Annotated in this window: 20 protein-coding genes and 1 pseudogene; 8 read left to right on the top strand and 13 right to left on the bottom strand. The window is 68.1% G+C overall.

The genetic code is table 11. The features are described from left to right. Positions 1-13 precede the first annotated feature (13 nt). The 5 genes from mdoH to PG2T_RS13085 all read right to left on the bottom strand — a co-directional run bounded on the left by mdoH (position 14) and on the right by PG2T_RS13085 (position 7,054). On the bottom strand, positions 14-2,080 hold the full coding sequence (gene mdoH / locus PG2T_RS13105) for a glucans biosynthesis glucosyltransferase MdoH (protein WP_068806386.1): 2,067 nt from the start codon (positions 2,078-2,080) through the stop codon (positions 14-16). After that, positions 2,077-2,484 carry a hypothetical protein gene (locus PG2T_RS13100; protein ID WP_068806382.1) on the bottom strand — a complete coding sequence of 136 codons (408 nt, stop codon included), beginning with the start codon at positions 2,482-2,484 and terminating at the stop codon, positions 2,077-2,079. The genes mdoH and PG2T_RS13100 overlap by 4 nt, the downstream gene beginning before the upstream one ends. Before the next feature lie 4 nt (positions 2,485-2,488). Then, the gene (locus tag PG2T_RS13095; protein ID WP_068806380.1) at positions 2,489-3,925 is read right to left on the bottom strand and encodes a glucan biosynthesis protein; all 1,437 of its coding nucleotides are present in this window, start codon (positions 3,923-3,925) and stop codon (positions 2,489-2,491) included. 73 nt (positions 3,926-3,998) lie between these two features. Then, a complete protein-coding gene (locus PG2T_RS13090; protein ID WP_068806377.1) occupies positions 3,999-5,483 on the bottom strand; it encodes a glucan biosynthesis protein in 1,485 nt (494 codons plus the stop codon). Further along, a complete protein-coding gene (locus tag PG2T_RS13085; protein ID WP_068806375.1) occupies positions 5,477-7,054 on the bottom strand; it encodes an OpgD/OpgG family glucan biosynthesis protein in 1,578 nt (525 codons plus the stop codon). Before PG2T_RS13085 ends, PG2T_RS13090 begins: the two co-directional genes overlap by 7 nt. Before the next feature lie 243 nt (positions 7,055-7,297). On the opposite strand from PG2T_RS13085, the gene PG2T_RS13080 reads away from it, so the two are divergent. Continuing rightward, complete coding sequence (locus PG2T_RS13080) at positions 7,298-8,464, top strand: trans-sulfuration enzyme family protein (protein WP_068806372.1); 1,167 nt, start codon at positions 7,298-7,300, stop codon at positions 8,462-8,464. Positions 8,465-8,557: 93 nt separating this feature from the next. On the opposite strand, the gene PG2T_RS13075 is transcribed toward PG2T_RS13080, so the two are convergent. The 4 genes from PG2T_RS13075 to PG2T_RS13060 are packed head-to-tail and all read right to left on the bottom strand — an operon-like array spanning position 8,558 to position 13,654. Next, positions 8,558-10,321 (bottom strand): thiamine pyrophosphate-requiring protein, encoded by a 1,764-nt coding sequence (locus PG2T_RS13075; RefSeq protein WP_068806369.1) that lies wholly within the window; start codon positions 10,319-10,321, stop codon positions 8,558-8,560. Between the two features lie 31 nt (positions 10,322-10,352). After that, positions 10,353-10,856, bottom strand: a complete 504-nt coding sequence (locus tag PG2T_RS13070; protein WP_202816349.1) for an aromatic-ring-hydroxylating dioxygenase subunit beta — start codon at positions 10,854-10,856, stop codon at positions 10,353-10,355. Positions 10,857-10,898: 42 nt separating this feature from the next. Next, positions 10,899-12,254 carry an aromatic ring-hydroxylating oxygenase subunit alpha gene (locus tag PG2T_RS13065; protein WP_068806363.1) on the bottom strand — a complete coding sequence of 452 codons (1,356 nt, stop codon included), beginning with the start codon at positions 12,252-12,254 and terminating at the stop codon, positions 10,899-10,901. Positions 12,255-12,298: 44 nt separating this feature from the next. Next, positions 12,299-13,654, bottom strand: a complete 1,356-nt coding sequence (locus PG2T_RS13060) for an aromatic ring-hydroxylating oxygenase subunit alpha (RefSeq protein ID WP_068806360.1) — start codon at positions 13,652-13,654, stop codon at positions 12,299-12,301. A gap of 275 nt (positions 13,655-13,929) precedes the next feature. On the opposite strand from PG2T_RS13060, the pseudogene egtB reads away from it, so the two are divergent. Further along, a pseudogene (egtB, locus tag PG2T_RS17060) lies at positions 13,930-15,114 on the top strand (ergothioneine biosynthesis protein EgtB); the annotation flags it as partial. 106 nt (positions 15,115-15,220) lie between these two features. Further along, positions 15,221-16,186 carry an L-histidine N(alpha)-methyltransferase gene (egtD, locus tag PG2T_RS13050; protein WP_068806354.1) on the top strand — a complete coding sequence of 322 codons (966 nt, stop codon included), beginning with the start codon at positions 15,221-15,223 and terminating at the stop codon, positions 16,184-16,186. Positions 16,187-16,216: 30 nt separating this feature from the next. Here the strand turns inward: egtD and lexA are convergent, their stop codons facing one another. Then, a complete protein-coding gene (lexA, locus tag PG2T_RS13045) occupies positions 16,217-16,810 on the bottom strand; it encodes a transcriptional repressor LexA (protein WP_068806351.1) in 594 nt (197 codons plus the stop codon). Positions 16,811-17,525: 715 nt separating this feature from the next. After that, positions 17,526-19,301 carry a lysophospholipid acyltransferase family protein gene (locus tag PG2T_RS13040; RefSeq protein ID WP_068806348.1) on the bottom strand — a complete coding sequence of 592 codons (1,776 nt, stop codon included), beginning with the start codon at positions 19,299-19,301 and terminating at the stop codon, positions 17,526-17,528. 174 nt (positions 19,302-19,475) lie between these two features. Between PG2T_RS13040 and PG2T_RS13035 the strand changes: the two genes are divergently transcribed. Next, a complete protein-coding gene (locus PG2T_RS13035; protein ID WP_068806345.1) occupies positions 19,476-20,168 on the top strand; it encodes a queuosine precursor transporter in 693 nt (230 codons plus the stop codon). 21 nt (positions 20,169-20,189) lie between these two features. Here the strand turns inward: PG2T_RS13035 and PG2T_RS13030 are convergent, their stop codons facing one another. Together PG2T_RS13030 and asd are read right to left on the bottom strand one after the other, a co-directional pair. Next, entirely contained in the window at positions 20,190-21,086 is an 897-nt protein-coding gene (locus tag PG2T_RS13030) for a bile acid:sodium symporter family protein (protein WP_068806342.1), read from the bottom strand. A 305-nt stretch (positions 21,087-21,391) separates the two neighbouring features. Then, positions 21,392-22,285, bottom strand: coding sequence for an archaetidylserine decarboxylase (gene asd, locus PG2T_RS13025; protein WP_068808389.1), 894 nt, complete (start codon positions 22,283-22,285; stop codon positions 21,392-21,394). A 130-nt stretch (positions 22,286-22,415) separates the two neighbouring features. On the opposite strand from asd, the gene hemC reads away from it, so the two are divergent. Genes hemC through mnmA form a run of 4 tightly spaced genes read left to right on the top strand, consistent with a single transcriptional unit; the run spans position 22,416 to position 25,706 of the window. After that, on the top strand, positions 22,416-23,333 hold the full coding sequence (gene hemC, locus PG2T_RS13020; protein WP_068808379.1) for a hydroxymethylbilane synthase: 918 nt from the start codon (positions 22,416-22,418) through the stop codon (positions 23,331-23,333). Beyond that, positions 23,326-24,102, top strand: a complete 777-nt coding sequence (locus PG2T_RS13015) for a uroporphyrinogen-III synthase (RefSeq protein ID WP_068806339.1) — start codon at positions 23,326-23,328, stop codon at positions 24,100-24,102. Before hemC ends, PG2T_RS13015 begins: the two co-directional genes overlap by 8 nt. A gap of 9 nt (positions 24,103-24,111) precedes the next feature. After that, positions 24,112-24,555 carry an NUDIX hydrolase gene (locus tag PG2T_RS13010; protein WP_068806337.1) on the top strand — a complete coding sequence of 148 codons (444 nt, stop codon included), beginning with the start codon at positions 24,112-24,114 and terminating at the stop codon, positions 24,553-24,555. After that, positions 24,555-25,706 carry a tRNA 2-thiouridine(34) synthase MnmA gene (gene mnmA, locus PG2T_RS13005; protein WP_068806333.1) on the top strand — a complete coding sequence of 384 codons (1,152 nt, stop codon included), beginning with the start codon at positions 24,555-24,557 and terminating at the stop codon, positions 25,704-25,706. Before PG2T_RS13010 ends, mnmA begins: the two co-directional genes overlap by 1 nt. Positions 25,707-25,767: the final 61 nt, after the last annotated feature.

Here is a 25,767-nt window from a genome sequence, read left to right as displayed (position 1 = left end):
ACGGCGCCGCGGCTCAGGCCTCGGGCGAGGGCCGGGCGCCCTGCGCCCACCAGCGCCGGTGCAGATCGAGCAGCAGCCGCGGCTGGCGCAGCAGCAGCTTCTGCTCACGCGCTGCGAGCGCCGCAGGGCCGGCGCGCAGCACCTTCCCGACCAACTCCTGGCGCCGGGCGAGAATCGCCGCTGACAGGCGCTCGCCCCGCGCCAGCCCCTGCATGACCACATGCAGGGCGTTGACCGCCGGGTCTTCCACCACCGCGGCAAACCCGCCCTGCCGAACCGGCGCCCGTTCGGCCTGCGCCAGATACCGCGCGAAGTCCTGCAGCACCGGCGCGGGCGCCGTCTCTGGCGGGGTCAGGAACAGGCCCCGCTCACGCGCGCTGCGCCCGACGCTGCTGCGACTGCTGAGCACCGATACCGGAATCGCCAGCAACAGCGCCGCCACCACCGGCGTCAGCCACCAGAAGAACGCCGGGTTCAGCCAGAACACGCCAAGGCCCCACACGGCCGCAAACAGCGTTGCAAGACCGTGGTAACGCAGCGCCTCGGCCCAACGGGTGCTGGCATCGCCGCGCGACTGGGCGCCCCAGCCCACCTGCTGACCGAGCAGCGTGAACAGCACGAACTTGGAGTGGAACACCGCCTGCACCGGCGCCAGCAGGGCCGACATCAGGGTTTCCGTGATGGCACTGGCCAGCAGCCGCAGCACGCCGCCGAACTGCCCGGCCCGCCGCTGCACGATGATCAGCAACACCGCCAGGATCTTGGGCGCGAACAGGATCACCGTCGTGGCCACGATCAGCAGCAGCGCCCACTGCGGCTGCCACACCGGCCACTGCGGGAACAGCGCCGGACCGGTCGGGAAATAATCCGGGGGCTTGAGCGCCTGCCACACCGCCTGGCCGCTGGACAGCAACAGGAACACCAGCCACAGCAGCGCCGACACGTAGGACATGATGCCGTTGATGAACAGCGCCCGGTGGGCCGGGAACAGGCCTTCGGCGAACAGCAGACGCAGGTGCTGCAAATTGCCCTGGCACCAGCGGCGGTCGCGCTTCATGGCGTCCAGCAGGGTCGGCGGCAGTTCCTCGTAGCTGCCCGGCAGGTCGTGCGCCAGCCAGATGGTCCAGCCGCCGCCGCGCAGCAGGGCCGATTCGACAAAGTCGTGACTGAGGATGTCGCCACCGAGCGGCGGGCGGCCCGGAAGGCGCGGCAGGCCGCAGTTCTGGCGGAAGGCCTCGACGCGGATGATGGCGTTGTGGCCCCAGAACGGCCCATCGCCCAGCTGCCAGAAATGCAGGCCGGCGGCGAAGATCGGCCCGTAGGCGTGGCCGGTGAACTGCAACATGCGCGCGAACAGCGTGTGCTGGCCCATCGGTTGCGGCAGGGTCTGGATCAGGCCCACGCGCGGGCTCGATTCCATCATGTTGACCAGCTTCACCAGCGCTTCGCCGCTCATCACGCTGTCGGCGTCGAACACCACCATGTAGCGGTAGTGCGCGCCCCAGCGGCGCACGAAATCGGCCACGTTGCCGCTCTTGCGCTTCAGGTTGACCTGCCGGTTGCGGTAAAAAAGCCGCCCGCTGGCGCCCATCTCCCGGCACAGCGTGGCCCAGGCGACCTCCTCATCCACCCAGCGGCCGGGGTCCTGGGTGTCGCTGAGGATGAAAAAGTCGAAGCGGTCGATCTGACCGGTGGCAGCCAGGGACTCGTAGGTCGCGCGCAGGCCGGCGCCGACCCGCCGCATGTCCTCGGCGAACACCGGCAACAGCACCGCCGTGCGGGCGGCCGGATCGATCGGCCGCATGGCGCCGGTGGCGCGCACCAGGTTGTAGCGGTCGCGGCGCAGCAGCAGGCTGACGAAACCGATCGCGGAGGTCCACAGGCCGATCGAAATCCAGCCAAACAGCACGCCGAACACGATGATGATGGCCAGCTCCAGCCCGGTGCGCCCACCGTAGGGAAGCACCTCACGCATGAACTGGCTGGCGATGGTGGCCGGGATCAGCACCAGGCCCAGCAGCAGCATCCGTCGCCAGGTGGCGGCGAAGGCATGCGGCTTGTCGAAATCGGCGTGGCTCATGGACGCTCCTGACGACCGCTCAGCAGTTGCAGGCGGCGCAGCACCCGCGCTGCCGGCCGGTACAGGAACATCCCCAGCAGTTGCCGGACGAAGCCGCGGTGCAGGGCGTGCGCCGTCATGTGCTGCCGGCGCAGGGGCAGCAGGGCCGGCATCAGCGCCCGCTGCGGCGCCGGCACCGGCAGGCCATAGGCGCGCTGCACAGCCCCGCGCAGCCAGGCGCAGTCCGCATCGGCCAGGTCAGGTGCCTGATCGGCGCCGCACACGGCCTGTGCCAGCCGCGCCTGCAGCTGGGCAACGGTCAGGCCGTCGGCGTCGGAAAGACCCACAAGCAGGCGCTGCGCCTGCTCACCGGTGATGCCCAAATGCGCCAGGTAGGCGCGCGCTTCGGCGACGGAATCGGCCACCGAATCAATCCTCACCGAAGTGATGCAGCCAGGTTTCGCTGCGCCTGCCGGTGTCCGAGAGCAGGCCGGCACGGATCGTCAGCGGCGCGCCGTCGTCGTGTTCTACCGGCAGCGTCAACCGCCAGCCGTCGCCCAGCGCCTGCACGACGGGCTCGCCACCCTTGCCGCCTTGAACGCTGATTTGCGGCTTCGGCGGCACGCTGCCGGCGCCAAGCGATGCAAAATCGATCTGGTGGGTGCTGACGCCGTCCTGGCGGGCGATGCGCGTGGCGAGCACCCGGCCGGCTTCTTCACCCGGCTCCCGATCACCCCATCGCAGGCGGTAGCGCAGCGACAGGTGATCGCCGGCCCGCACCTTGGCCTGCGGCACGAAATAGGCCAGCACGTTCTGGTTCAAGCCGTCGCGCACCGGCAGTTCCAGCAGCTCCAGCCGGCCGGCGCCGAAACCCTTCTGGGGTTCCAGCACCACGCCCGGCTGCGCTTCGAAGGCCGCGTCCAGATCCTGGTAATGCTCGAAATCCCGGTCCCGTTGCAGCAGGCCGTAGACCGCAGCCGGCGGCACCGGCAGCGACTGCTGTCCCAGGCGCTGCGGATTGGCCAGCGGACGCCACAGACGCTCCTTGCCGGCATGTACCAGCAGCCCGTCGGAGCTGTGCACCTCCGGCCGGTAGTCGTCCACCAGCGGGCCGTTTTCGCCATACCAGAACATGCTCGACAGCGGGCCCAGGCCCAGCCGGCCGACCGCATCGCGGAAAAACAGTTCGCTGTCCATCTGCGTGACAAGCTGCGCGCCAGCCGTCAGCTCGATCCGATAGGCACCGCTGACACGCGGCGAGTCGAGCAGGGCGTAGACGGTCAACCGTTTGGCGCCCGCCGCGGGCCGCACCAGCCAGAAATCGGTAAAGACCGGGAACTCCTCGCCACTGGGCAGGCCGGTGTCGATGGCCAGCGCCCGCGACCGCACGCCGCCGGGCAGCAGCGGCGCCCCGCCGCGCATGAAGCTGCCGCCCAGGAATTCCAGCACCGGCTGCCAGCTGTCCTTGTTGCGCGCGTAGACGGTGAAACCGGCGTAACCCAGATCGCCCGGCACCCGCTGGCGATCCACCCCCGGCCCGTAGAAGAACTGCCCCGGCGCAAAAGCCAGCGGCTTGGCCTGCCCGGATTCGATCTGGCTGATCGCGACCGGCTGGCGATAGATGCTGCCCGGATGATGGAAGCGGACCGAGAACGGCAGGTCCTCACCCGCCCACAGGGCCGCGTTCGGGTCGAAGCGAATGTCCTGCCAGGCGCGGTAATCGAGCTGCAGCAGCCAGTCGGGCAGGCGCGCCGGCATGGGCTGGTAGGGCGCCGCGGCGCGCTCACGTGCTTTCTGCACCACCTGCGACCAGTCGAACTCGGCGCCCTGCGCCGCCGCCAGCAGCAGCCAGCAGCCCAGGCCCACCAGCCAGCGCCGACCGGCCCCCGGCACAGCAGAAGCCCCAGGCGGCCGGGGCCGTCGCGATGGCCGCAGGTAATCAGCGAGGCGGATCGACATAGTCCCAGGTTTCGGTCAGAGGCTGGTCGGCGTGCTGCAAATAGGCGCGCAGTTGCAGCGGGGCGTCGGTTTCACGGTTGAACTCGAACAGCAGACGCCAGCCACCCGTATGCGGATTGGCCACCACTTGCTGGCGCTGCAGGCTGCCGCCGCGGCCGATGTCGATGACCGCCACTGGCGCCGCGCCGGACGGCAGCCCCTGCAGGGCCGGGCCGACGAAATCCACCGCATAGCGGCGGCTGCCATCGTTCCCTCCGGCACCGCTGCGGGTGGCGATCACCCAGCCGCCGGCACGCGGCAGCGACGCGTCGGTCGACCAGTGGACGGCGTAGCCGAGCTCCATCCCCGCGCCGGGTGCCGGCTGCTGGTCGGGCACGAATCCGACCTGCACGTTGCGCACAGCGGCGCTGCCGGCTGGCGCTTCGAGCAGGAGCAGCTGGCCGGCCCCCCAGTCGCCGCCCGGCACCAGCCACACATCCGGCTGGCGGGGCTGCGGCGCGTCCGGCTCGTAGTGGCTGGCGTCGCGATCACGCTGCAACAGGCCGAACCCGCGCGGCGTGTTGACCAGAAAGCTGTAGGCGCTGCGCTCGGGTGGATTGTCGAGCGGCCGCCACAACCAGCCGCCAGCGGCGGTGTGGATGGCCAGTCCATCCACGCTGTGCACCTCGGCCTGCAGCGGCAACACGCGCGCCGGTCGATGCTTCCCCTGCACGAAACTGCCGGCCAGCGGCGCCAGCAGCAGTTTGCCGGCGCCTTCCCGCGGATACAGCGCCACTTGCACGTCGGCGCGACTGGCAACGCCCGGCACCAGGTCGATCTGGAACGCAGCCGCCAACGCCGGCGAATCGGCCAGCGCATACAGCCGCAGCTGACGGGCGCCGGCCGCCGGGCGCACCAGCCAGAACTCGCGAAACGGCACCGGCTGCGCCCGACCGTCGTTGTCGATCACCCCGACCGCGAGTGCGGCCGCACCGAACAGCGCGCCGGTGCCGACCAGCTGCCAGGCATCGCCCTCGAAGCGCGCCAGGTCCTCACGTTTGCCGTCCCCAGCCGACGGATACAGCAGGCGAAAGCCGCAAAAACCCGTCGCGGCAGGCCCCGGCGCCGGCAGGCCGGCCGCCGGCCAGTCGAACAGTTCCGGCCGGTAGTCGAAGCGCTCGATGCCGCTGGCCTGAATGGAATTGAACAGTGTCAGCGCGCAGCCGGCGCGCGGCGCCAGCGGCAGCGGCACGAAGCGCGAGGCCATCGACCACGGCGCGTAGCGGGCCTTGAGCGGCGCCGCATCCCGGCGCGCGGGATCGATCTGCGCCAGGGCACCGTCGGCCTCCGGCGGAGGGCTGTACGCAGCCGCCGCCTGCTGCCGGGCGCGCGCTTTCAGGGCGTCGAAATCAAAGTCCTTGCCGGTTGCGCTGGCAGCGCCGGCCCACGCGGCCAGCAGCAAACCCAGGCTGCGCCAGTTCAGCATGAGGTTGCCGCAATGTATTGGTACAGCCAGGTTTCGGTCAGGGTTTTGTCACCGAGGCGCACGTAGCAGCGCAGTTCAACCGGTTCGGCGCCGTCCACGTACAGGTCGAACGAGGCCCGCCAGCGATCGGTGCCGACCACCTTGAGCACATGCGCGTTGTCCACCCGTCCGCGCGAGGCGGTCACCATGGGCGTCAGGTCGAAGCGCTGCTCGAGCGCCGCCAGCGGCCCGCCGGAGAAATCGATGACGAACTTCATCCCCGAGGCCTGCTGCGCCGCCTGCTGGGCGGCGATACCGGGAATGCCGTGGCGCCCGCGCCAGGTGTGGCGCACGCGCCCGACCTCGGGGATGAATGGCTCGTCATCACCCCAGTACAGGCGGTAGTCGAAGGTCCAGGCGCTGCCACCGCGCACCGGCTCCTTGGGCGTCCAGTAGGCGACCAGGTTGTCGTGGATCTCGTCGTCGGTCGGGATTTCGACCAGCTGCACCGCGCCCTCGCCCCAGTCGCCCAGCGGCTGCACCCACACCGAGGGACGGCGGTCGTAGAAGGCGCCATCGTCCTGGTAGTTCTCGAAATTGCGGTCCCGCTGCGACAGGCCGAAACCGCGCGGGTTGAAATCCACGAACGACGAGGTCATCACCAGTGGCGGGTTCTCGATCACCCGCCACAGCCGCTCGCCGGCCCCGGTCCACAGCGCCAGGCCGTCGGAGTCGTGGATTTCCGGCCGCCAATCGGCGCTGCGCCGGCGGTTGTTCTCGCCGTACCAGAACATGCTGGTCAGCGGCGCCACGCCCAGGCGGCCGATGTCCTGGCGCGCAAACAGCTCGGCGTGGACCTCGGTCAACACCGGCTTGGCGCGCGTGCACACGAAGCGATACACGCCGGTCAGGCTGGGCCCGTCGAGCAGGGCGTACAGCGTGATGCGGTCCCCGACCGGGCGTTCCAGATAAAACGCGGTGAAGTCCGGAAACTCCTCCGGCTGTGGCATGGCGGTGTCAATGGCGATGCCGCGCGCCGACAGGCCGTACTGGCCCTGCACGCCGCCGGTGCGGAAATAGGACGCGCCCTGGAACGCCAGCCAGTCGGTCTTGGCCGGCGCCGGGTCCATCACCCGAAAACCGGCAAAGCCGCCGTGACCGGCCATTTTTTTCGCCAGTCCCGACGTGCCGTAGTCGAACAGGTCGGTCGAGAACGGCACCTCGCGCGCCTCGTCACCCTCCACCAGGTGGATGCGCACCGGCTTCTGGGCGAAGCGGTGCGGGTGGAACAGCTGCACGCCGAAGGCTGACGGCGGCTCGTTCCACAGGGCCTGTTCGGGCTTGAAACGAATTTTCTGGATGGCGTCGAAGTCGATCGTGTACAGCAGCTGCGCATCCGGAATCGTCGGCGCGACATACGGCCGGGCGGCCAGTTGGCGGGCCTGTTCGCGCAGTGTGTCCATACTGAACTTGCGCTTTGGCCCCAGGCTTGCGCGGGCCAGCGCATGGGCCGGGTACAGACCGGCCAGCGCCAGCAGGCCGCCGGCACTCATGAATTTCAACAAGTCGCGACGCGTGCTGCGCAGCGGCATCGGTTGCTACTCCAAAGGGTGGCGGGCTGGTACTGACCGCGGTGCGGATACTTACGGACCGACCGGCGCGGGAGGGATGCCGTCAAGGCGGGCGGAATTCTACTTTGGAGACGGCGCGGCCACATGGCGGCAGTAAAAAAATGGCTGTGCCAAGCGCCTTTCCACAGCTGCATGTCGGCGGAGGCCGATGCCGGGGCGCGGGCTTGCTAGACTGTCGCGCCCTCAAACGCCTGCCCGACCGTCATGAAGCGCCACATTCCGCTCGAAACCCTCCAGTTCGCCACCCGCTGCGTACACGGCGGCGTCTACAAGGACCCGCTGTACAACTCGGTGGTGACGCCCATCTACCCGTCGTCCACGTTCTATTTCGAGGGACCGCGGCAGACCTCCGGCTACGACTACACGCGCACCAAAAACCCCACCCGCGACGCGCTGGAAGAAAACCTGGCGAGCCTGGAAGGCGGCGCCGGTGCCACCGCCGTGGCCACCGGCATGGCGGCCATCACGACCACCCTGCACCTGTTGCCGGCCGGCGCGCACGTGATCGCCGGCAACGACATCTACGGCGGCACCTACCGCCTGTTCGCCAACGTGCTGCCGGCGCGCGGCCTGCGCTTCACGCTGGTCGACATGGGTGATCCGGAGGCCGTCACGGCTGCCATCGAGCCGGACACGGCCATGATCTGGATCGAGACCCCCAGCAACCCGCTGCTGCGCCTGACCGACATCGCCGCCGTGTGTGCCCTGGCCCGCGAGCGCGGCATCCTCAGCTGCTCCGACAACACCTTCCTGAGCCCTTACCTGCAGCGACCGCTGGAACTGGGCGCCGATCTGGTGGTGCATTCGACCACCAAGTACCTGAACGGCCACAGCGACGTGGTCGGTGGCGCCATCGTGTCCGCCACGCCGGAGATGGCTGCCAAAGTCGCCGCCACCGCCAATGCCCTTGGCACCACCTGCTCGCCGTTCGACGCCTGGCTGGTGCTGCGCGGCGTCAAGACCCTGCCGCTGCGCATGCAGGCGCACGAGAAGAACGCCACCGCGTTGGCGCAGTTCCTGGATGCGCACCCGCGCGTCGAACACGTCTATTACCCGGGCCTGCCCACGCATCCGCAGCACGCCCTGGCCAGAAGCCAGCAGCGCGGCTTCGGCGCCATGCTCAGCTTCGACCTCAAGGGCGGCGAGGAGGCCGTGTTCCGCCTGGTCGAGCGCCTGAAGCTGTACGCCTTCGCCGAATCCCTGGGCGGCGTCGAGAGCCTCATCGAACACCCGGCCAGCATGAGCCATGCGGCCATGAGCCCCGAGGCACAGGCGGCCGCCGGTATCGGCCCCGGCCTGGTGCGCGTGTCGGTCGGCATCGAGGACAGCCGGGATCTGGTGGCCGACATGGCGCAGGCGCTGCCGGACTGAAGCGGACCGCGGGCGCTGCATGAGGCAAACGCACCCACAAAAAAGCGCCGCCATCCTCGCGAATGACGGCGCCCTGTTTCAAACCGCGACCGCCTACAGGCGCTTGACGTGCGCCACCAGCAGCGCCGAGCGGCCTTCTTCGCGCACTGCCTTGACGCAGCGGGCAATGGCTGCCGGCAGGTCTTCCGGATTGATCACGTCCTCGCCGTGGCCGCCGGCCGCTTCGCAGACCTTCTGGAACTGGTAGGCCGGGTTCAGGCGCGCCTGGAACTCGTCCGTGTCGCGCGACACGCCGTCCGGGTGGACCTTGATGGTGCACTCCTTGACCGCCGACCAGCCGCCGTTCTCGAACACCACGGTGAAGATCGGAAGATTGTGCTCGCGCGCCACCTCGTAGGTGGAACTGGGGTTGCCGAAGTAGAAGCTGCCGTCACCGGACAGGTGCAGCACCATCGCATCCGGCTTGGCCAGCTTGACGCCCAGCGCCGCGCCGGGGCTGTAGCCCAGGCCGCCGCCGCCCAGGCCCAGTACGGTGCCGGGCTTGGTGCGCAGCACCTGCATGCCGACTGAGGGCTCGTTCATCACCGCCTCGGAGACCAGGATGTCGTCCTCGCGCAGCACCTTGTTCAGCTCCGCACACAGGTAGGCGGGGTTGATCAGGCCCGGCGTGCCCTTGTCCTTGGCCAGGTTCTGGATGTAGACCACCGCTTCCTGGCGCTGCTTGGCAAAACCTTCCAGGCGCGTCTTGGCGCGGGCGCGGTGGGCATCGGTGAGCTTGCCCTTGACGATCTCGATCAGGCGCGTCAGGGCCAGGTAGCTGTCCGCCTGCACCTTCAGATGGCCAGGGAAGCCCCACATCGGGATGTCGTTCTTGATCGGGTCGATGTCGATGTGCGCCCAGAAGGTGTTCGGGTTCGGGCTGGCCTCCTTGGGCATCCACGGCAGGTCGGTGTCGACCATCAGACCGAAATCGACCTTCGGCAGGTGCGGCTCGGACAGGTTGCCCAGGAACACCGGCGAGGCCTTGGAGATGTTCAGCACCTGCGGGTAGGACTCGATCACGCCCATGCCGACCAGTTGACCCAGTTCGTCCAGCAGCGCGGGGGTCTTGATGTTGCGCCCGGCAAAGCTGGTGATCAGCAGCGGGTAGTCGGCCGCCAGCAGGCGTTCGGCGATCTGCGTCAGCGGGGCGTCGTCGACGCCGGTGAAGCGCAGCGGGCCGTAGGCATCGACCGGGAACGAGGCAACCTGCTCCGGCTCCCAGGTCTGGGCCAGGATTTCGCGCGGCAGGGTCATGTAGACCGGCCCCGGCGGGTCGCTCTCGGCCATGCTGAAGGCGCGGCGCATGGCTTCCTTGACGATGATGCCGGTCGGCAGCTGGTACTCCCACTTCACGTAATTGCGCACGATCCCCTTCATGTCGTAGGGATCCTGGATGAAGTGCACGTAGGTGTCGCGGGTGCCCAGCAGCTCGCCGCGGATGGTGACCGGCGCGGTGCCGGCCATCAGCACCAGCGGCACGCGGGAACGGAACGCGTTGTGCAGGCCCATGGCGGAATTGGCGGTACCGGCGTCCACATGCACCAGCACGGCCTGCGCCCGGCCGGTGACGCGGTAATAGCCGATCGCCATGTGCACCGCGGTGTTCTCGTGTGGGCACAGGATCACCTTCGGGTATTTGCGGCCTGCCTGGCGCCACTGCGCCATGGCTTCAATGATCGGCGCGTGGTCGGTACCCATGTTGCAGAACAGGTAGTCGACGCCGATCTCGTTCATGGCCTCCAGCCAGTAGGAGGCGGTCATGTTCAGCGGCGACTGGTCGCGCTGCGGGGCGATGGATTTGGCGGTCACGGACATTGCAATGGCTCCTGATGAATCGAGTCGGCGGTCAGATGTTGTAGATGTCGAGCATGGTCGGCACGTAATCGTTCTTGAGCACGATGTACTTGCGGGCGATCTTCCAGCCATCGGCGCTCATGCGCAGGCTGTGCCGGTAATCGCCGAAAAACACTTCGCTGGCGTTCAGCTTGTGGAAAAAGCAGTGCGCGGTCCAGGTGGACAGCACGGTCATGCTGTCGGCGGTCACGTCCTCGACCAGGATGTTGTGCACGGCGTGGGTGGTGCGCGGCAGCGGCGTGCTGGCGATGGACTGGCCGGAGCGGATGCGCCAGACGCGGTCCTCCAGGCCAGCCCGGGTGCCGTAGTAGATCAGCGAGATCTCGCGCTTCGGGTTGGCGGTCAGCGCGTGCTCACCCTTCCAGGCCGGCAGCCAGTACTCGCAGTCATCGGTGAACAGGCCCAGCCACTCGTCCCAGCGCTGGGCGTCGACATACATGGCTTCTCGATACAGCACCTGACTGGCTTCGGCCAGTGCCCTGACTAAATCGGTCACGGTCATCCCCTTGCAAATGAAATTGTTGATGGCGCCGCGGCGTCACAGCAGGCCGTCGGCTTCCAGCCCGTCCTTGATGAACTGCTTCCAGGCCCGGTAGCCGCCGTAATAGACGGTCTCGTCCCACGCGCCCATGGCACCCATGAAGCCGCTGTCCGGCCGTATGCCGATTTCCTGCGACAGTTCGTCGGGGCCGGTGTGGTAGCCGGTGATGCCGCGCGCGGTGCCCTGCAGCCATTCCAGATTCCTGGCCTGGAAGCCGAACTGACAATCCTCGTAGGCAATGGTGTCGTCCGGCGTCGCCAGGCCCGAGGTGTTGAAGAAGTCCTCGTACTGGCGGATGCGGATCTCGCGCGCGGCGTCGCTCTCGCCCTTGGCGCCAATGCAGTAGATGGTCATCTCGGTCTTGTCCACCGACAGCGGCCGGATGACGCGCATCTGCAGCGAGGCGTTCTCGGCAAACTGCACGTTGGGGTAGATGGTCAGGTTGCGCGTGGCCAGCATCCACTTGGTCTTGGTCTCGCCGCAGCGAGCGACCGCCTCGTCCCTGTGCACGAACATGCCGCGCTCGTTCTCGAGGGGATTGGTGGCGTAGATGACGGCATGGCCGCGGGGGAAACAGGCCGTGCCGCCCTTGACTACGTCCATGACGTTGAAGTCGATCGACTTGACCTGCGTGTTGCGACTTTCGCCAGCCTTTCGGCGGCTGACGATGTTCATGAAGCTCGGATGGCAGGAGGTCAGGTGATAGGCATCGATGCAGTTCTCGACCTGCATCTTCCAGTTGGCGTTGTAGGTGTAGCTGGACACGCCGGGGATGGCCTCGATGCCATCCGGACCCTGGTCCCAGACCAGGTCCAGCATCTTCTTGGCATCGCCCAGGTGCTCGTCCAGGCTCGGTACGTCGTCCGACAGGCTGGCGAACAGAAAGCCCCGATAAGCGTCGAACTTGACCTTCTTGAGACCGTGATCGAGCTTGTTGAACGGCTCGGCGTAGCAGCCGGCGTCCTGGTCCTTGATGTAGATGCAGGCGCCGGCCGTGTCGTAGGCCCAGCCGTGGTAGGAACACACCCACTGCTTGGCGTTGCCGTCACGGTGATGGGCAATGCGTGCGCCCTTGTGGGCGCACGAGTTGATGAAGGCGCCCAGTTTGCCGTGCTTGTCGCGCGCCACGATGATCGGCTGGCGGCCGACCCAGGTGGTGAAGTAGTCGTTCGGGTTCGGCGCCTGGCTTTCCAGACCCACGAACACCCAGTTGCGCTCGAAGATGTATTTCATCTCCAGCTCGAACACCGCCGGGTCGCGGTACAGGTCGCGATGGACCCAGAATTCGTGTTGATCGACGTTGTCGACGATCAGGCGGTCGATGTCGCTGAATTTGAGTTCGTTTGCCTTCATGAGTGTCTGGCTCCGGTCAGATGTCGTTTCGGCTGGCGGATGGATCAGGCCACGCCGTCGGCCGCCAGCCCGTCCTTGATGAATTTCTTCCAGGCACGGTAGCCGCCGAACATGACGGTCTCGTCCTGCATGGCGAAGGGGCCGGTCGAGCTGGTGGCGGGCGTGAAACCGACCTCCGTCGCCCGCTCGTCCGCACCTGCCACCACGTTGGTCATGCCGCGCCCGTAACCCTGCATCTGGGTCAGCACGCTAGCCTTGAAACCAACCTGGCAGTCCTCGTAGGCAATCGTATCGTCCGGCGTCGCCATGCCCGAGGTGTTGAAGAAGTCCTCGTACTGGCGCACGCGGATCTCGCGCGCGGCATCGCTCTCGCCCTTGGCGCCCAGGCAGTAGATGGTCATCTCGGTCTTGTCCACCGACAGCGGCCGGATGACGCGCATCTGCAGCGAGGCGTTCTCGGCGAATTGCACGTTGGGGTAGATGGTCAGGTTGCGCCCGGCGTACATCCAGCGCGCCTTCTGCTCACCGACACGGGCCACCAGCTCATCGTGATGCTGGTACAGGCCGCGTTCCTGAGGCACCGGATTGTCGAAAAAGCCTACCGCGTGACCGCGCGGGAAGGTGTAGCCGCCGCCCTTGACCTGCGACATGAGGTTGAAGTCGATCGACTTGACCTGCTTGTTGTCGCTCTCGCCGGCCTTGCGGCGGCTGACGATATTCATGAAGCTCGGGTGGCAGGAGGTCAGGTGATAGGCATCGATGCAGTTCTCGACCTGCATCTTCCAGTTGGCGTTGTAGGTGTAGCTGGACACGCCGGGGATGGCCTCGATGCCGTCCGGCCCCTGGTCCCAGACCAGGTCCAGAAGCTCTTTGGCCCCACCCAGATGCTCATCGAGCGGTGGCACATCGTCCGACAGGCTGGCGAACAGGAAGCCCCGGTACTGGCCGAACTTCACTTTCTTGAGGCCGTGGTCCAGTTTGTTGAACGGCTCGGCGTAGCAGCCGGCGTCCTGGTCCTTGATGTAGATGCACGCGCCGGCCGTGTCGTAGGCCCAGCCGTGGTACGAGCACACCCACTGCTTGGCGTTGCCGTCACGGTGATGGGCAATGCGTGCGCCCTTGTGGGCGCACGAGTTGATGAAGGCGCCCAGTTTGCCGTGCTTGTCGCGCGCCACGATGATCGGCTGGCGGCCGACCCAGGTGGTGAAGTAGTCGTTCGGGTTCGGGGCCTGGCTGTCCAGACCCACGAACACCCAGTTGCGCTCGAAGATGTATTTCATCTCCAGCTCGAACACCGCCGGATCGCGGAACACGTCGCGGTGGACATGAAATTCGCCCTGATCGGCCAGGTCAACGACCAACCGGTCAATGTCGGGCGCAGTCAACTCGTTCGGCTTCATCGTCTCAATCCCCTGCTTTGAATGCTGTCGGTGCGGCGACGCCAGTGTGCTCGTCGCTGACCACCCGTTTTAATGAGGAACATCGACGGCGCTGCGCCGGCATCCGTGCCGGGGCTCAACACGCGCAAGTTTAACCGCCACTGGCCCCATCCGGCGCCACCGGATGTCATCGCGGCCGCGGCGCATTTGCGCTGTCAGCGGGTTTCCGGATACTAGCACCAACGCCAAGTGCCACCAACGGCCAGTATGAACGGCTGCACGAGGGGAAATCACGCATGGCGAGCATCGCCCACGCCAGCGCCTTTGCATCACACCCGGCACCCGCCGAACTGGTCGATCGTCTGCTGGCCGTGCGCCGGTTGACGCAGTCCCTGTGCGCACCGCTCACCGTCGAGGACATGGTGATCCAGTCCATGCCGGACGTGAGCCCGCCCAAATGGCACCTAGCGCATACGAGCTGGTTTTTCGAGACCTTCCTCCTGGCGCCAAACCTGCCGGCTTATCGCCCGTTTCATCCCCGCTATGGCTATCTGTTCAATTCCTACTACAACCAGGTCGGGCCATTTCACGCGCGCGCGCGGCGCGGCCTGCTGGCCCGGCCCACCACCGACGAAGTGCTCGCCTACCGGGCGCATGTGGATCGGCACCTGACAGCCCTGCTGGACACGCTGGACCCAGCGGGCTGGGCGCGCCTGGCGCCGCTGCTGGAACTGGGCCTCAACCACGAGCAGCAACACCAGGAACTGCTGCTGATGGACGTGAAGCACAACTTCCACGCCAATCCGCTGCGGCCGGCCTATCGCGAGGATCTGCCGCAGACCGCTGCGGACACCACGGCCGCAGTCAACTTCCTGTCATGCGACGGCGGCATGGTGCAGATCGGACACGATGGACCGGGGTTTGCCTTCGACAACGAAACACCGCGCCACCGCGTTTTCCTGCCCCCGTATCGGCTGGCCGATCGCCTGGTCACCTGTGGCGAATACCTGGACTTCATCACCGCGGGCGGTTATCAAACGCCCGAACTGTGGCTGTCGGACGGCTGGGCTGCGGTGCAGGCGCGCGGCTGGACGGCCCCGCTGTACTGGGAAAAGTGCGAAGACGGCTGGCAGGTGTTCACACTCGGCGGCATGCGTGCCCTCGATCCGGCCACGCCGGTCAGTCACCTGAGCTTTTACGAAGCCGACGCCTATGCCCGCTTCGCCGGCCGGCGCCTGCCGACTGAGTTCGAATGGGAGGCGGCCGCCCGAACGATCGCCGCCCCGGCCGGCGGCAATTTTCTGGACCAGGACCGGCTCGAAGCCCAGCCGGCCGGGGCCCGCGCCGGCTTCAAGCAGATGTTCGGCGACGTCTGGGAGTGGACCGCCAGCGCCTACCTGCCGTACCCGCGCTACCGGCCGGCCGAGGGCGCGGTCGGCGAGTACAACGGCAAGTTCATGTCCGGCCAGATGGTGCTGCGCGGCGGTTGCTGCCTGACACCGGCCGATCACCTGCGCGCCACCTACCGCAATTTCTTCCCCCTGACGCGCGCTGGGCCTGCGCCGGCCTGCGCCTGGCAGATGACCCATGAACACACTCGCCAAACTGCGCCTGCACGATCTCGCCCCGGAACAGGAGGACTTTCGCACCGCCGTGCTGGAAGGCCTGACCAAGCCGCACAAGAGCCTGCCGTGCAAGTTCTTTTACGACGCGGTCGGCTCCGCCCTGTTCGACCGGATCTGCGAACTGCCGGAGTACTACCCGACGCGCACCGAGATCGACATCCTCACCGAAGCGGCGCCCCAGATCGCCGACCTCGCCGGTCGCGGCGGTGTGCTGGTGGAATACGGCAGCGGCAGCAGCATGAAGACGCGCTTGCTGCTCGATGCCCTGGCGCCGGACGTGTACATGCCGATCGACATCTCGCGCCAGCACATGCTGGGCGCCTGCCACACGTTGGCGCAGGACTATCCGGCGCTGCACCTGATGGCGGTGTGCGCCGACTACACGCGGCCGTTCACGCTGCCGCGGGTGGCGCGCGGCGGGCAGCGCCGGCTGGCGTTCTTCCCCGGCTCCAGCATCGGCAACTTCGCGCCGCTGGAGGCGCTGCGATTCCTCAAAAACGTTGCACACCAGCTCACCGCCGGTGATGGTCTGCTGATCGGCGTGGACCTGAAGAAAGACCCGGCCATCCTGAACGCCGCCTATAACGACAGCGCCGGCGTCACCGCCGCCTTCAACCTGAACCTGCTGGCCCGCTGCAACCGGGAACTGGGAACCAACTTCGATCTGAGTGCCTTCGCCCACCGCGCCTTCTACAACGCCGCTGCCGGACGCATCGAAATGCACCTGGACAGCCTGCGTGCGCAAACCGTGCGGCTGGCCGGTCAGGCGTTCGAGTTCACTGCCGGCGAATCCATCCACACCGAGAATTCGTACAAGTACCGACCCGACGAGTTCCGGCACCTGGCCACGCAGGCCGGTTTTGAGCCGCGGCAGACCTGGGCCGATACCGGCGAACTGTTCGGCGTGCTCTACTTGCGGCGCCGCTGAAACGCGCTGCCCGGACCGCCGGGAACGCCGTCAAGCCAGATTGCGCAGCAGACCCACGCCCAGGCCTTCGATCGCGAACTCGTGCTTGCGCGGATCGATCTCGATCGGCGCGAAATCCGGATTCGCCGCCAGCAACGTGACCTTGCCGCCCTTGCGCTGGAAGCGCTTGACGGTCACCTCGCCATCGATGCGCGCCACCACCAGATCGCCGTTGTTGGCCTTGGGCGTGGCATGCACGGCCAGCAGGTCGCCGTCCAGAATGCCGGCGTCGCGCATGCTAAGTCCGCTCACGCGCAGCAGATAATCGGCCTTCGGATTGAACAGCGTGCCGCTGAGTGCGCGCGTGCCCTGCAGGTTCTCCTCGGCCAGCAGCGGACTGCCGGCCGCGACCTGCCCGACCACCGGCAATCCGGTCGACAGCTTCAGGCGAATGCCGCGCGAGGTGCCGGCCATCAGATCGATGGCGCCCTTGCGCGCCAGCGCCCGCAGGTGCTGCTCGGCGGCATTGATGGAACGAAAACCGAACTGGCGGGCGATTTCCACCCGCGTCGGCGGCATGCCGGCTTCGGTCACTGCTGTGGTGATGAAGTCCAGAACCTGTTTTTGTCGTGTAGTCAGTTTCATTTGAACAACCCCTTCCGCGGCGATGGCACAAGGCTTATTAGATAGTGCTAATGAATGTTTCCACAAGTGCTGCGCATGACCTTGTCCAAAGGTTCAATTCCATCGCCGTCCCGACCGCCGCCTTACAGTGCCGAAACGCCGGATTTGAGGCCCAATCTTTCGATGCGGGTAGCCTGCGACAACCGTGACGCCGCGCATCTGGCGGCCGATTACCTGGAACACCCCGGCCACTCCCAACCGGACACCGCGCTGGACGAACCGAAACGGCCCACATGGGGCGCCCCCCGCAGTAGCACGCCAACCGCGCCGGCCCTGTCTGGGCTCGATGGCCTCAGGTGCCCGCAAGTGGCCTTGCGCGCCAGGCGCTGGAACCGGAAGTCGAACCTTTCGTCGCGGGCCTGTGAGCCGATGCGGCCTATCCGGCGCCGCGCGCGCAGCCTCGAGGGCTACCGCCACGCCGATGCGCCGTGGCCAGCGTGCAGTTTTCGGTTGAGGAGATACTGAAGTAGGCAGCATTTCCCGCAGCGCAGTTATGCGCTGCCAAAATCAGTGGCTGCAAGCTGCTGATTTTTGAGCCATCGGAACACAGTGGAAACCCGGCTGTGCCGGGCGATCATCGTGCAGCTAAGCTGCGCTCCAAGGTCTTTCCAGGTGGCGAGCGCCAAGAAATCCAATATGGATTTATTGAGCGTTTCCTTCAGGGCGGCTCGCCCGTTCAAGCCGCTGCGGGCAAGGTGTGCCGGCTCAGGAACTGCACCGCGCCCTCGGCGCCCATATAACGACGCAGCAGGCGCAGATCGCTGCGCCGCAGGTCGACCAGCAGCAGCGCATCCAGCACGTCGCCGAAGGCGCGATCGACGTTCCAGGCCAGCACCTGGCCGTTCAGTTTCAGGTAATGACGCAGCAACACCGGTAGACCCTTGCCGTCGTCCTCGATGGCCGACACCAGGTTTGCCACCGCGTCCACGTCCTGCAGCAGCCGCGCCACGGTGGCGTCGCCCAGCCCCCGCAGGGCCGGCCGGCGCGGCCGATAGTTGCCGCGCACGGCGCCGGCCAGCTCCGAGCTGGCGCAGTAACGGCTCAGGTAGTGCGCCATCAGCCCGCGCGACTGGTCGCTGTAGGTGCGGGCGATGCTGACCGGGCCTAGCAGCTTCGTGTACTGCGGATTGGCCACCAGATAACGACCGATGCCCTGCCACAGCAGCAGCAGCGGCTGAAAATCGCGCTGGTAGTCGCAGGCCACGAACGAGCGGCCCAGCTCCAGCGCCGGCCCCAGGGCCTGCAAGGCGCCGCGCCGGAAGCGGAAGAGACTGGCCACGTACAGGCCGCGCTCGCCGCGCTCGGCCAGCACGCGATCGATCGGCGCCAGACGATAGGCGCCGGCAAGACGCCCCTGCGCATGGTCCCAAAGCCACAGGTGCAGGTAGTGCTGATCGAAGTCATCCAGATCGAGCGCCTTGCCGCTGCCCTCGCCGGCGGCCCGAAAGCTCAGCTCGCGCTGGCGGCCGATTTCCTGCAGTACGCCCGGGATTTGCGCGGCGCAGGTCAGATAAACCGCGAAATTTCCTTGGCTCAGCAGGCGGGCGTCGGCCGGCAAGGCGGCGACCTCGGCCGGCAACGACTGCGACTGCGGTCCGGTGCAGACCGCCATCGCGCGGACCGGGCGATGCTTGGCGGCGGGCCGACGCGCCAGCGCATAGACCTTCAGCCGCAGCCAGGCGGTGCGTTCGGCGTCGTCCGCCAACTCATCCAGTTCATTCGCCCCGATCGACCGGCCGACCTGCACACGCAGCTTCCGCTGGCGGCTGCGCAACAGCTCGCGCACCAGCAAGGCCGTGCGCAAATGCGGCGACACCAGTCCGGCCAGCTGAAAGCCAACGCTGTTGCGGCCGGCAACAAACACCGGCAACACCGTTGCCCGGCTGCGCCGCGCCAGCCAGGCCACGGTCGGCTGCCAGGGCGGGTCCGTCACCGCCCGGGAGCGCAGATGCAAATGCGACACCGTACCGGCCGGGAACACCAACAACGCGCCGCCGCCCTTTAGCCACGCCAGCGCCTGGCGCAGCGGGGCGTGGTTCTGCCGCGTCGCGTTTGCGCCTGCAAACGGATTGACATGAATCATCAGCGGATCGAGTTCCGGCACCCGCCCCAACAGGTGATTGGCCAGGATGCGCAGGTCCGGCCGCCGCTGGCGCAGAGCCTGCGCCAGGGCCATGCCCTCCACCCCGCCAAACGGATGATTCGCCACCACCACCAACGGACCGCTGCCCGGCACCTGCGCCAGGCGCTGCGGGTCCAGCTCGCAGCGCACGCCGAGTGTCGCCAGCGCGCTGCCCAGAAAATCGCCGTCCGTCGTGCCTTGCCGGGCATGCTGATACAGGCCATTCAGGCACGACAGGCCGCTGAGGCGATTGGCGGCGACCAGCAGGGGCTGCGTCAGAAGACCGGTAAAACCCGGTGGACAAGGCAACAACAGGGCCGATTCGGACATGGCGTCGGATAGTCCTGGGAGCGCTTTCACATCGAAAGCGCGCGCATGCTGGAACCTGCTCGTGACCGGCCGTTGACCGATCAGTGACAAAACGACGACACGCGGCCATCGGCACGCTGCGTGCTAGCATCCGGGCGGTTTTTGAACCGTCACAATCCCGCCCGAGGACCGCCCATGTCCGCCCCCGCAGCGCGGCGCAATTACCGCTATTTCGACCTGGTGATGGCGGCCTTCGTGACAGTGCTGCTGTGCGCCAACCTGATCGGCGTGAGCAAGGTCACCACGGTCGGCGGGCTCACGTTCAGCGCCGGCAACCTGTTCTTTCCGCTCAGTTACCTGTTCGGCGACATCCTGACCGAGGTCTACGGCTACGCCCGCTCGCGGCGCGTGGTGTGGGCGGGCTTCGGCGCGCTGGCCTTCGCCGCCGTGATGAGCGCAGTGGTGGTGGCGCTGCCGCCGGCCGACGGCTGGACCGGTCAGGCCGTCATCGAGGCGGCCTTTGGGGCTACCTGGCGCATCGCGCTGGCCTCGCTGGTGGGCTACTGGTGCGGCGAGATCCTGAATTCCTTCACCCTGGCGCGCATGAAGGTACTGACCCGCGGGCGGTATCTGTGGACGCGCACCATCGGCTCGACCATGGTCGGCGAGGCCGCCGACACGCTGGTGTTCTACCCCCTCGCCTTCTACGGCGTATGGGAGACGCACATTCTGCTGGGCGTGATGGCCGCCAATTACTGCATCAAGGTCGGCTGGGAAATCCTCGCCACGCCGGTGACTTACCGTGTGGTGAACGCCCTCAAGCGCGCCGAGCAGGAAGACTATTTCGACGACAAGACCGACTTCAACCCGTTCACGCTGAAGGTGTGAACGCGCGCCCGGCGTCGGACCTCAGGCCTGGGCCGTTTGTGGCTCGGCCACCGGCTCCCGGCCGAGCACGGCCGGCGCGAAGCGGATCACCAGCAGCCAGACGATCGCCATCAGGGTCATGGTGAAGCCGTAGATGCTGGGCACCAGGCCGGCTTCCGGCCGGTTCAGGAACTGCGGCGCGGTGGCCAGCGTGGCGGCCATGATGACGTTCTGGATACCGACCTCGATCGGGATGGTGATGACCTGTTTGGGCGTAAGGCGGGCCAGCCTGGCCAGCAGCAGGCCAATGGCCATGACCAGGAAGTTGTAGAGCAGCACCGGCGGGCCGGCCGTGGCCAGCAGGTGCCCGAGCTCGCCGCGGCCGCGGACCAGGATCGCCACCACGATCAGCGCCAGGAACAGCAGCGACAGAATCCGCACCGGCCGGTCCATGCGCTGCGCAAAGCCGGGCGCCAGGCGACGCACGCTCATGCCCAGCGCCACCGGCAACACGGTGAGCATGGCGATGTGCAGCATCGTTGGGCCCACCGGCAGGCGGATGGCGGCGCTCTGGCCGATCAGGTGTTCCATCGACAGATTCAGCAGCACCGGCACCCACGCCACCGCCACCGCCGCCGACAGGGCGGTCAGCGTGACGGCCAGCGCCACGTCGCCGCGCGCCTGGTGCGTCCACAGGTTCGACACCGCCCCGCCGGGACAGGCCGCCACCACCAGCAGCCCGATCGCGAACGCCGCCGGCATCGGGAACAGGCCGATCATGGCCAGCGCCACCAGCGGCAGGATGAACATGTGCCCCAGCAGGCCGACCAAGACCGGCTTTGGCATGCGCGCCAGGCGCGTGAAGTCGGCCACCGTCAGTTCCATCCCAAGCCCGAACATGATGAAGGCCAGGGCGGCCGGGAACAGGATCTGGCTCATCGCAACCTCCTCGTCGCGCCGCAGCGTGGCCGGGTAGCCCGCCGCTGGTCATGGTTTCGTTTTTGCCTTGCCGGGCGCGCCGCGATCAACGGCTTGCAGGAGCGGCTTCAGCCGCGATCGTCCCCTCCCACAGCGAACCGGCTCCCTAAAGATATTCGCGGCAGAAGCCACTCAAACCTCTGTGTGGGAGGCCCGCCCCGGGCCGAATGCTCGATCGAAGATTCGCGGCGGGGGCGCCGCTCCCACAGGGGCCGATCCCATGCGAAGGCGACCATTGGCCCAGCCACAGGCCCCGGCAGCATAGCCTAGGCCACGGCCTCTTCAGCAGACGGCCACGCGCCCAGTGCCGCCCCACAGCGCAGCACGCTGCCCTCGCGCACGGCGCCGTCCCAGGCAAAGGGGCCGGGCGGCAGGAGCAGGATCACCGTCGAGCCCATGGCGAAATGGCCAAGTTCCGCTCCGCGCGGCAGCGACACACTGCCCTCGCCCGATGCCGGATAGGTCGTGCGCCACAGGCCCCGGCGCGCGCCGTGGGGATTGATCTGCCCGGCCCACACGGTGCTGATGCTCGACACCAGCAGGGCGCCGACCAGCACCACCGCCAGCGGGCCACAGTCCGTATCGAACACGCACACCAGGCGCTCGTTGCGGGCAAACAGGCGGTCGATGCGGCGGGCGGTCGCGCCCTGCACCGAGAACAGCCGCCCCGGCACGTGCGTCATGCTGCGCAGGGTGCCGGCCAGCGGCATGTGCACGCGGTGATAGTCGCGCGGCGCCAGATACACGGTGCAGAACTCGCCGTCGGCGAATTCGCCTGCCAGCGCGAAATCGCCGCCCAGCAGCTCCGCCGTGGTGAACGTGCGGCCCTTGGCCTGCAACAGCTGGTCGCCATCGATATGGCCGCAGGCGCTAACCGTGCCGTCCGCCGGGCTGACCAGCGTGTGCTCGTCACCGGCCAGCGGGCGGGCGCCGTCCCGCAGTGCGCGGGTGAAGAAACTCACGAAATCCGGATAGGCGCGCGGGTCCGGCTGCGCCGCGTCGGCAAGATCGACCCTGTAGGCGCGGATCAGGCCATCGATCAGCAGCTGCTTGAGCCACGGCTGGCGCGCACGGGCCAGATGGTACACGAGCCGCGAGACCGCGTGATGCGGCAACAGCCACGACGGCAGGCAGGCGAGCTGATCGGAAAGCCAGGACATGAGGGATACCGCAGCGATGGGCCCGAGCATTGTGCTGTCCTGCCTGCGCCTGCGCCAGCTGGCCTGCGGCGACTTGCTAGACTGCCGGGCCGTCCGCCCGCTCATCAAGACCACCCGCCGACCCACTGCCATGACCGCCCTGCGCATCGCCACCCGCAAGAGCCCGCTCGCCCTGTGGCAGGCCCACCACGTCGCCGACCTGCTCATGCGGCAGCATCCGGGCCTGCGCGTGGAGCTGGTCGAGATGCTCACCGAGGGCGACCGCATCCTGGACCGCGCGCTCAGCGCCGAAGGCGGCAAGGGGCTGTTCATCAAGGAACTGGAACAGGGCCTGATCGAAGGCCGAGCGGACCTGGCGGTGCATTCAATGAAGGACGTGCCGGCCGAGCTGCCGCCCGGCTTCGCGCTGCCGGTGTTCTGCGCCGCCGCCGATCCGCGCGATGCGCTGGTCGCGCCGCAGGCAGGCAGTCTCGACGCGCTGCCGCTGGGCGCCCGAGTCGGCACCGCCAGCCTGCGCCGCGGCTGTCAGCTGCTGGCCAGACGGCCCGACCTGGTGCTGGTGCTGACCCGCGGCAACGTGCAGACGCGCCTGGCCAAGCTGGATCGGGGCGACTGCGATGCGCTGCTGCTGGCTGCCGCGGGTCTGGACCGGCTGGGCCTGACCGATCGCATCACGGCACGTCTGGATACCGGCGTGATGCTGCCGGCCGTGACGCAGGGCGTGCTGGGCCTTGAATGCCGCGCCGGTGATGCCGCCACCCTGGCACTGATCGCGCCCCTGCACGAGCCGGCCACGGCGCTGCGCGTGCAGGCCGAGCGGGCCTTTGCCGGCCGGCTCGGCGGCGGCTGCCACACGCCGCTGGCGGCGCACGCCGTGCTGGACGGCGACCGGCTCCACCTGAGCGGCCTGGTCGGCACGCCGGACGGGCGCCGGATCCTGCGCGAGTCGCTGAGCGGTCCGGCCGACCAGCCGCAGGCGCTTGGCCTGGCCTTGGCGCAGGTTCTGCTCGAACGCGGTGCCGGTGAGATTCTGGCCGGCCATGGCTGACACGCATCGGCCGGGCGTGCTGGTCACGCGGCCAGCCGGCCAGGCCCAAGCGCTCGGCGACGCGCTACGCGCCGCAGGCTTCACGCCGCTTTACTTGCCGACGCTGGCGATCGAGGCTGCCGATCCCGCCGCTGCCGTCGCGGCGCTGCGCGCCGCCCTGCCCTGCGAGCTGGCCATCTTCATCAGCGCCAACGCCGTGCAGCACGCGCTGCCGGTCATCGCCGCCGCCGGCGGCCTGCCGTCCGGGTGCCCGGTGGCGGCGGTCGGGCCGGCCAGCGCGCGGGCACTCGCAGCCGCCGGCTTTGCCGATGCACTGACACCCGACGCACGCTTCGACAGCGAGGGCCTGCTGGCGCTGCCAGAGTTGAATCAGGCGGCCGGCCGGCGGGTGGTGATCTTTCGCGGCCAGGGCGGGCGCACGTTGCTGGCGGACACGCTCGCCGCGCGCGGCGCCGACGTGCGGTCGGTGGTCTGCTACCGACGCGTCGCGGCAGGTGATCCGGCGCAGCTCAAGGCCTGGCTGGAAACACACGCCATCGCCGCGCTGACCGCCACCAGTCGCGCCAGCCTCGACGGCCTGCTGACGCTGGCCGGACCGGCGGCGGCGCAGCTCAAGAGCCTGCCGCTGGCCGTGCTCAGCGCCGCCCTGGCCGATCACGCCAGGCAAGCCGGCTTCAACGGACCGCTCCTGTCGGCCCGCGAGGCCAGCGACGCCGGTCTGGTGACGGTCGTGCGCGCCCTGCTCGGCTCGCCCACACACCCCCGGTAAAATCCCCCCATGATCTGGACACCCCGCGTCACCGTCGCCGCCATCGTCGAGAACGACGGCCGCTTCCTGCTGGTCGAGGAACTGGCCGAGGGCCGGCTGGTGCTGAATCAACCGGCCGGCCACCTCGAACACGGCGAGAGCCTGATCGATGCCTGCCGGCGCGAGACGCTGGAGGAAACCGGCTGGCAGGTCGAGCCCGAATCGGTGGTCGGCCTGTACCGGCGCATCGAACCGACCAGCGATATCACGACGCTGCGCGTCTGTTTCAGCGCCCGGCCCGTGGAGCACTACCCGGACCTGCTGCTCGACACCGGCATCGAACGCGCCGTGTGGCTGAGCCGCCAGGAACTGGCCGACAGCGCCCAGCGTCACCGCACCGAGCTGGTCATGCGCTGCCTGGACGACTACCTGGCCGGCGCCCGCCACCCGCTGTCGCTGCTCGCGCACGCCTGATGGACGCCCCCTTCGGCCTGCCGCTGCCACCACCGGCGCGGGTGGTGGTCGGTCTGTCCGGAGGCGTGGATTCGGCCGTCACGGCGCTGCTGCTCAAGCGCGCCGGGTACGAGGTGCTGGGCCTGTTCATGAAGAACTGGGAAGACGACGACCGCTTCGGCGACTGCCCGGCCGAGGCCGACATCGCCGACGTGCAGGCCATCGGCCACACACTCGACATCCCGGTGCAGGTGGTGAACTTCGCTGCCGAATACCGCGAGCAGGTGTTCGCGCATTTCCTGGCCGAGTACCGGCGCGGGCGCACGCCGAATCCGGACATCCTGTGCAACCGCCAGATCAAGTTCGGCGTGTTCCAGCAGCATGCGCTGGCGCTGGGCGCGCAGGCCATCGCCACCGGCCATTACGCCGCGCTCCGCCGCGATGGAAAGCAGGTACATCTGCTGTGCCCGGCCGACCGCGACAAGGATCAGACCTATTTCCTGCACAGCCTGACGCAGGCGCAGCTGGCGCCGGCCGGCTTTCCGCTGGCCGGGTTCACCAAGCGCGAGGTGCGCGCGCTGGCCGCCGAGGCCGGCCTGCCCGTCGCAGGCAAGAAAGACTCGACCGGCATCTGCTTCATCGGCGAGCGGCCGTTCCGCGAGTTCCTGAGCCGCTATCTGGTGGCCGAGCCGGGCGACATGCTGGACCCGGACGACCACATCGTCGGCCGGCACATCGGGCTGCCCCACTACACGCTCGGCCAGCGGCAGGGTCTTGGCATCGGCGGCGGGCACGGCGCGGGCAATGCGCCCTGGTACGTGGCCGGCAAGGACGCGGCGCGCAACACGCTGCTGGTCGTGCAGGGACACGATCATCCGCTGCTGCAGAGCGACGGCCTGCTGTCCGAAGCGGCCACCTGGATCGCCGGCAGCCCGCCGGCCAGTCGCTTTTCCTGCACCGCCAAGACGCGCTACCGGCAAACGGCCGAGGCCTGCGAAGTGGAGGTTCTGGACGACGGCCGTTGCGAGGTGCGCTTCGCCCGCCCACAGCGGGCGGTGACGCCCGGCCAGTCGGTGGTGTTTTATCTGGGCAACGAATGTCTGGGCGGGGCGGTGATCGACACCACCGCGCCGGTGATCGGCCGTTCATCGCCGCAGCCAATGCTGACCTGAACACACGGCCGGAAGGCGCATCCTGCGGCACATCGCTGCAGTGTGTGGGAGGCCCGCCCTC

Source organism: Immundisolibacter cernigliae, assembly GCF_001697225.1.
Taxonomy (GTDB): Bacteria; Pseudomonadota; Gammaproteobacteria; order Immundisolibacterales; family Immundisolibacteraceae; genus Immundisolibacter; species Immundisolibacter cernigliae.
This window is presented reverse-complemented; position numbering and strand designations above follow the sequence as displayed.

Coding starts and splice junctions, on each gene's coding strand:
- asd (WP_068808389.1), bottom strand. CDS start 22,285: ATGTCCTGGCTTTCCGATCAGCTCGCCTGCCTGCCGTCGTGGCTGTTG.
- PG2T_RS13090 (WP_068806377.1), bottom strand. CDS start 5,483: ATGCTGAACTGGCGCAGCCTGGGTTTGCTGCTGGCCGCGTGGGCCGGC.
- PG2T_RS13015 (WP_068806339.1), top strand. CDS start 23,326: ATGGCTGACACGCATCGGCCGGGCGTGCTGGTCACGCGGCCAGCCGGC.
- PG2T_RS13040 (WP_068806348.1), bottom strand. CDS start 19,301: ATGTCCGAATCGGCCCTGTTGTTGCCTTGTCCACCGGGTTTTACCGGT.
- PG2T_RS13035 (WP_068806345.1), top strand. CDS start 19,476: ATGTCCGCCCCCGCAGCGCGGCGCAATTACCGCTATTTCGACCTGGTG.
- lexA (WP_068806351.1), bottom strand. CDS start 16,810: ATGAAACTGACTACACGACAAAAACAGGTTCTGGACTTCATCACCACA.
- PG2T_RS13080 (WP_068806372.1), top strand. CDS start 7,298: ATGAAGCGCCACATTCCGCTCGAAACCCTCCAGTTCGCCACCCGCTGC.
- PG2T_RS13030 (WP_068806342.1), bottom strand. CDS start 21,086: ATGAGCCAGATCCTGTTCCCGGCCGCCCTGGCCTTCATCATGTTCGGG.
- mdoH (WP_068806386.1), bottom strand. CDS start 2,080: ATGAGCCACGCCGATTTCGACAAGCCGCATGCCTTCGCCGCCACCTGG.
- PG2T_RS13065 (WP_068806363.1), bottom strand. CDS start 12,254: ATGAAGGCAAACGAACTCAAATTCAGCGACATCGACCGCCTGATCGTC.
- PG2T_RS13085 (WP_068806375.1), bottom strand. CDS start 7,054: ATGCCGCTGCGCAGCACGCGTCGCGACTTGTTGAAATTCATGAGTGCC.
- mnmA (WP_068806333.1), top strand. CDS start 24,555: ATGGACGCCCCCTTCGGCCTGCCGCTGCCACCACCGGCGCGGGTGGTG.
- PG2T_RS13010 (WP_068806337.1), top strand. CDS start 24,112: ATGATCTGGACACCCCGCGTCACCGTCGCCGCCATCGTCGAGAACGAC.
- hemC (WP_068808379.1), top strand. CDS start 22,416: ATGACCGCCCTGCGCATCGCCACCCGCAAGAGCCCGCTCGCCCTGTGG.
- PG2T_RS13060 (WP_068806360.1), bottom strand. CDS start 13,654: ATGAAGCCGAACGAGTTGACTGCGCCCGACATTGACCGGTTGGTCGTT.
- egtD (WP_068806354.1), top strand. CDS start 15,221: ATGAACACACTCGCCAAACTGCGCCTGCACGATCTCGCCCCGGAACAG.
- PG2T_RS13075 (WP_068806369.1), bottom strand. CDS start 10,321: ATGTCCGTGACCGCCAAATCCATCGCCCCGCAGCGCGACCAGTCGCCG.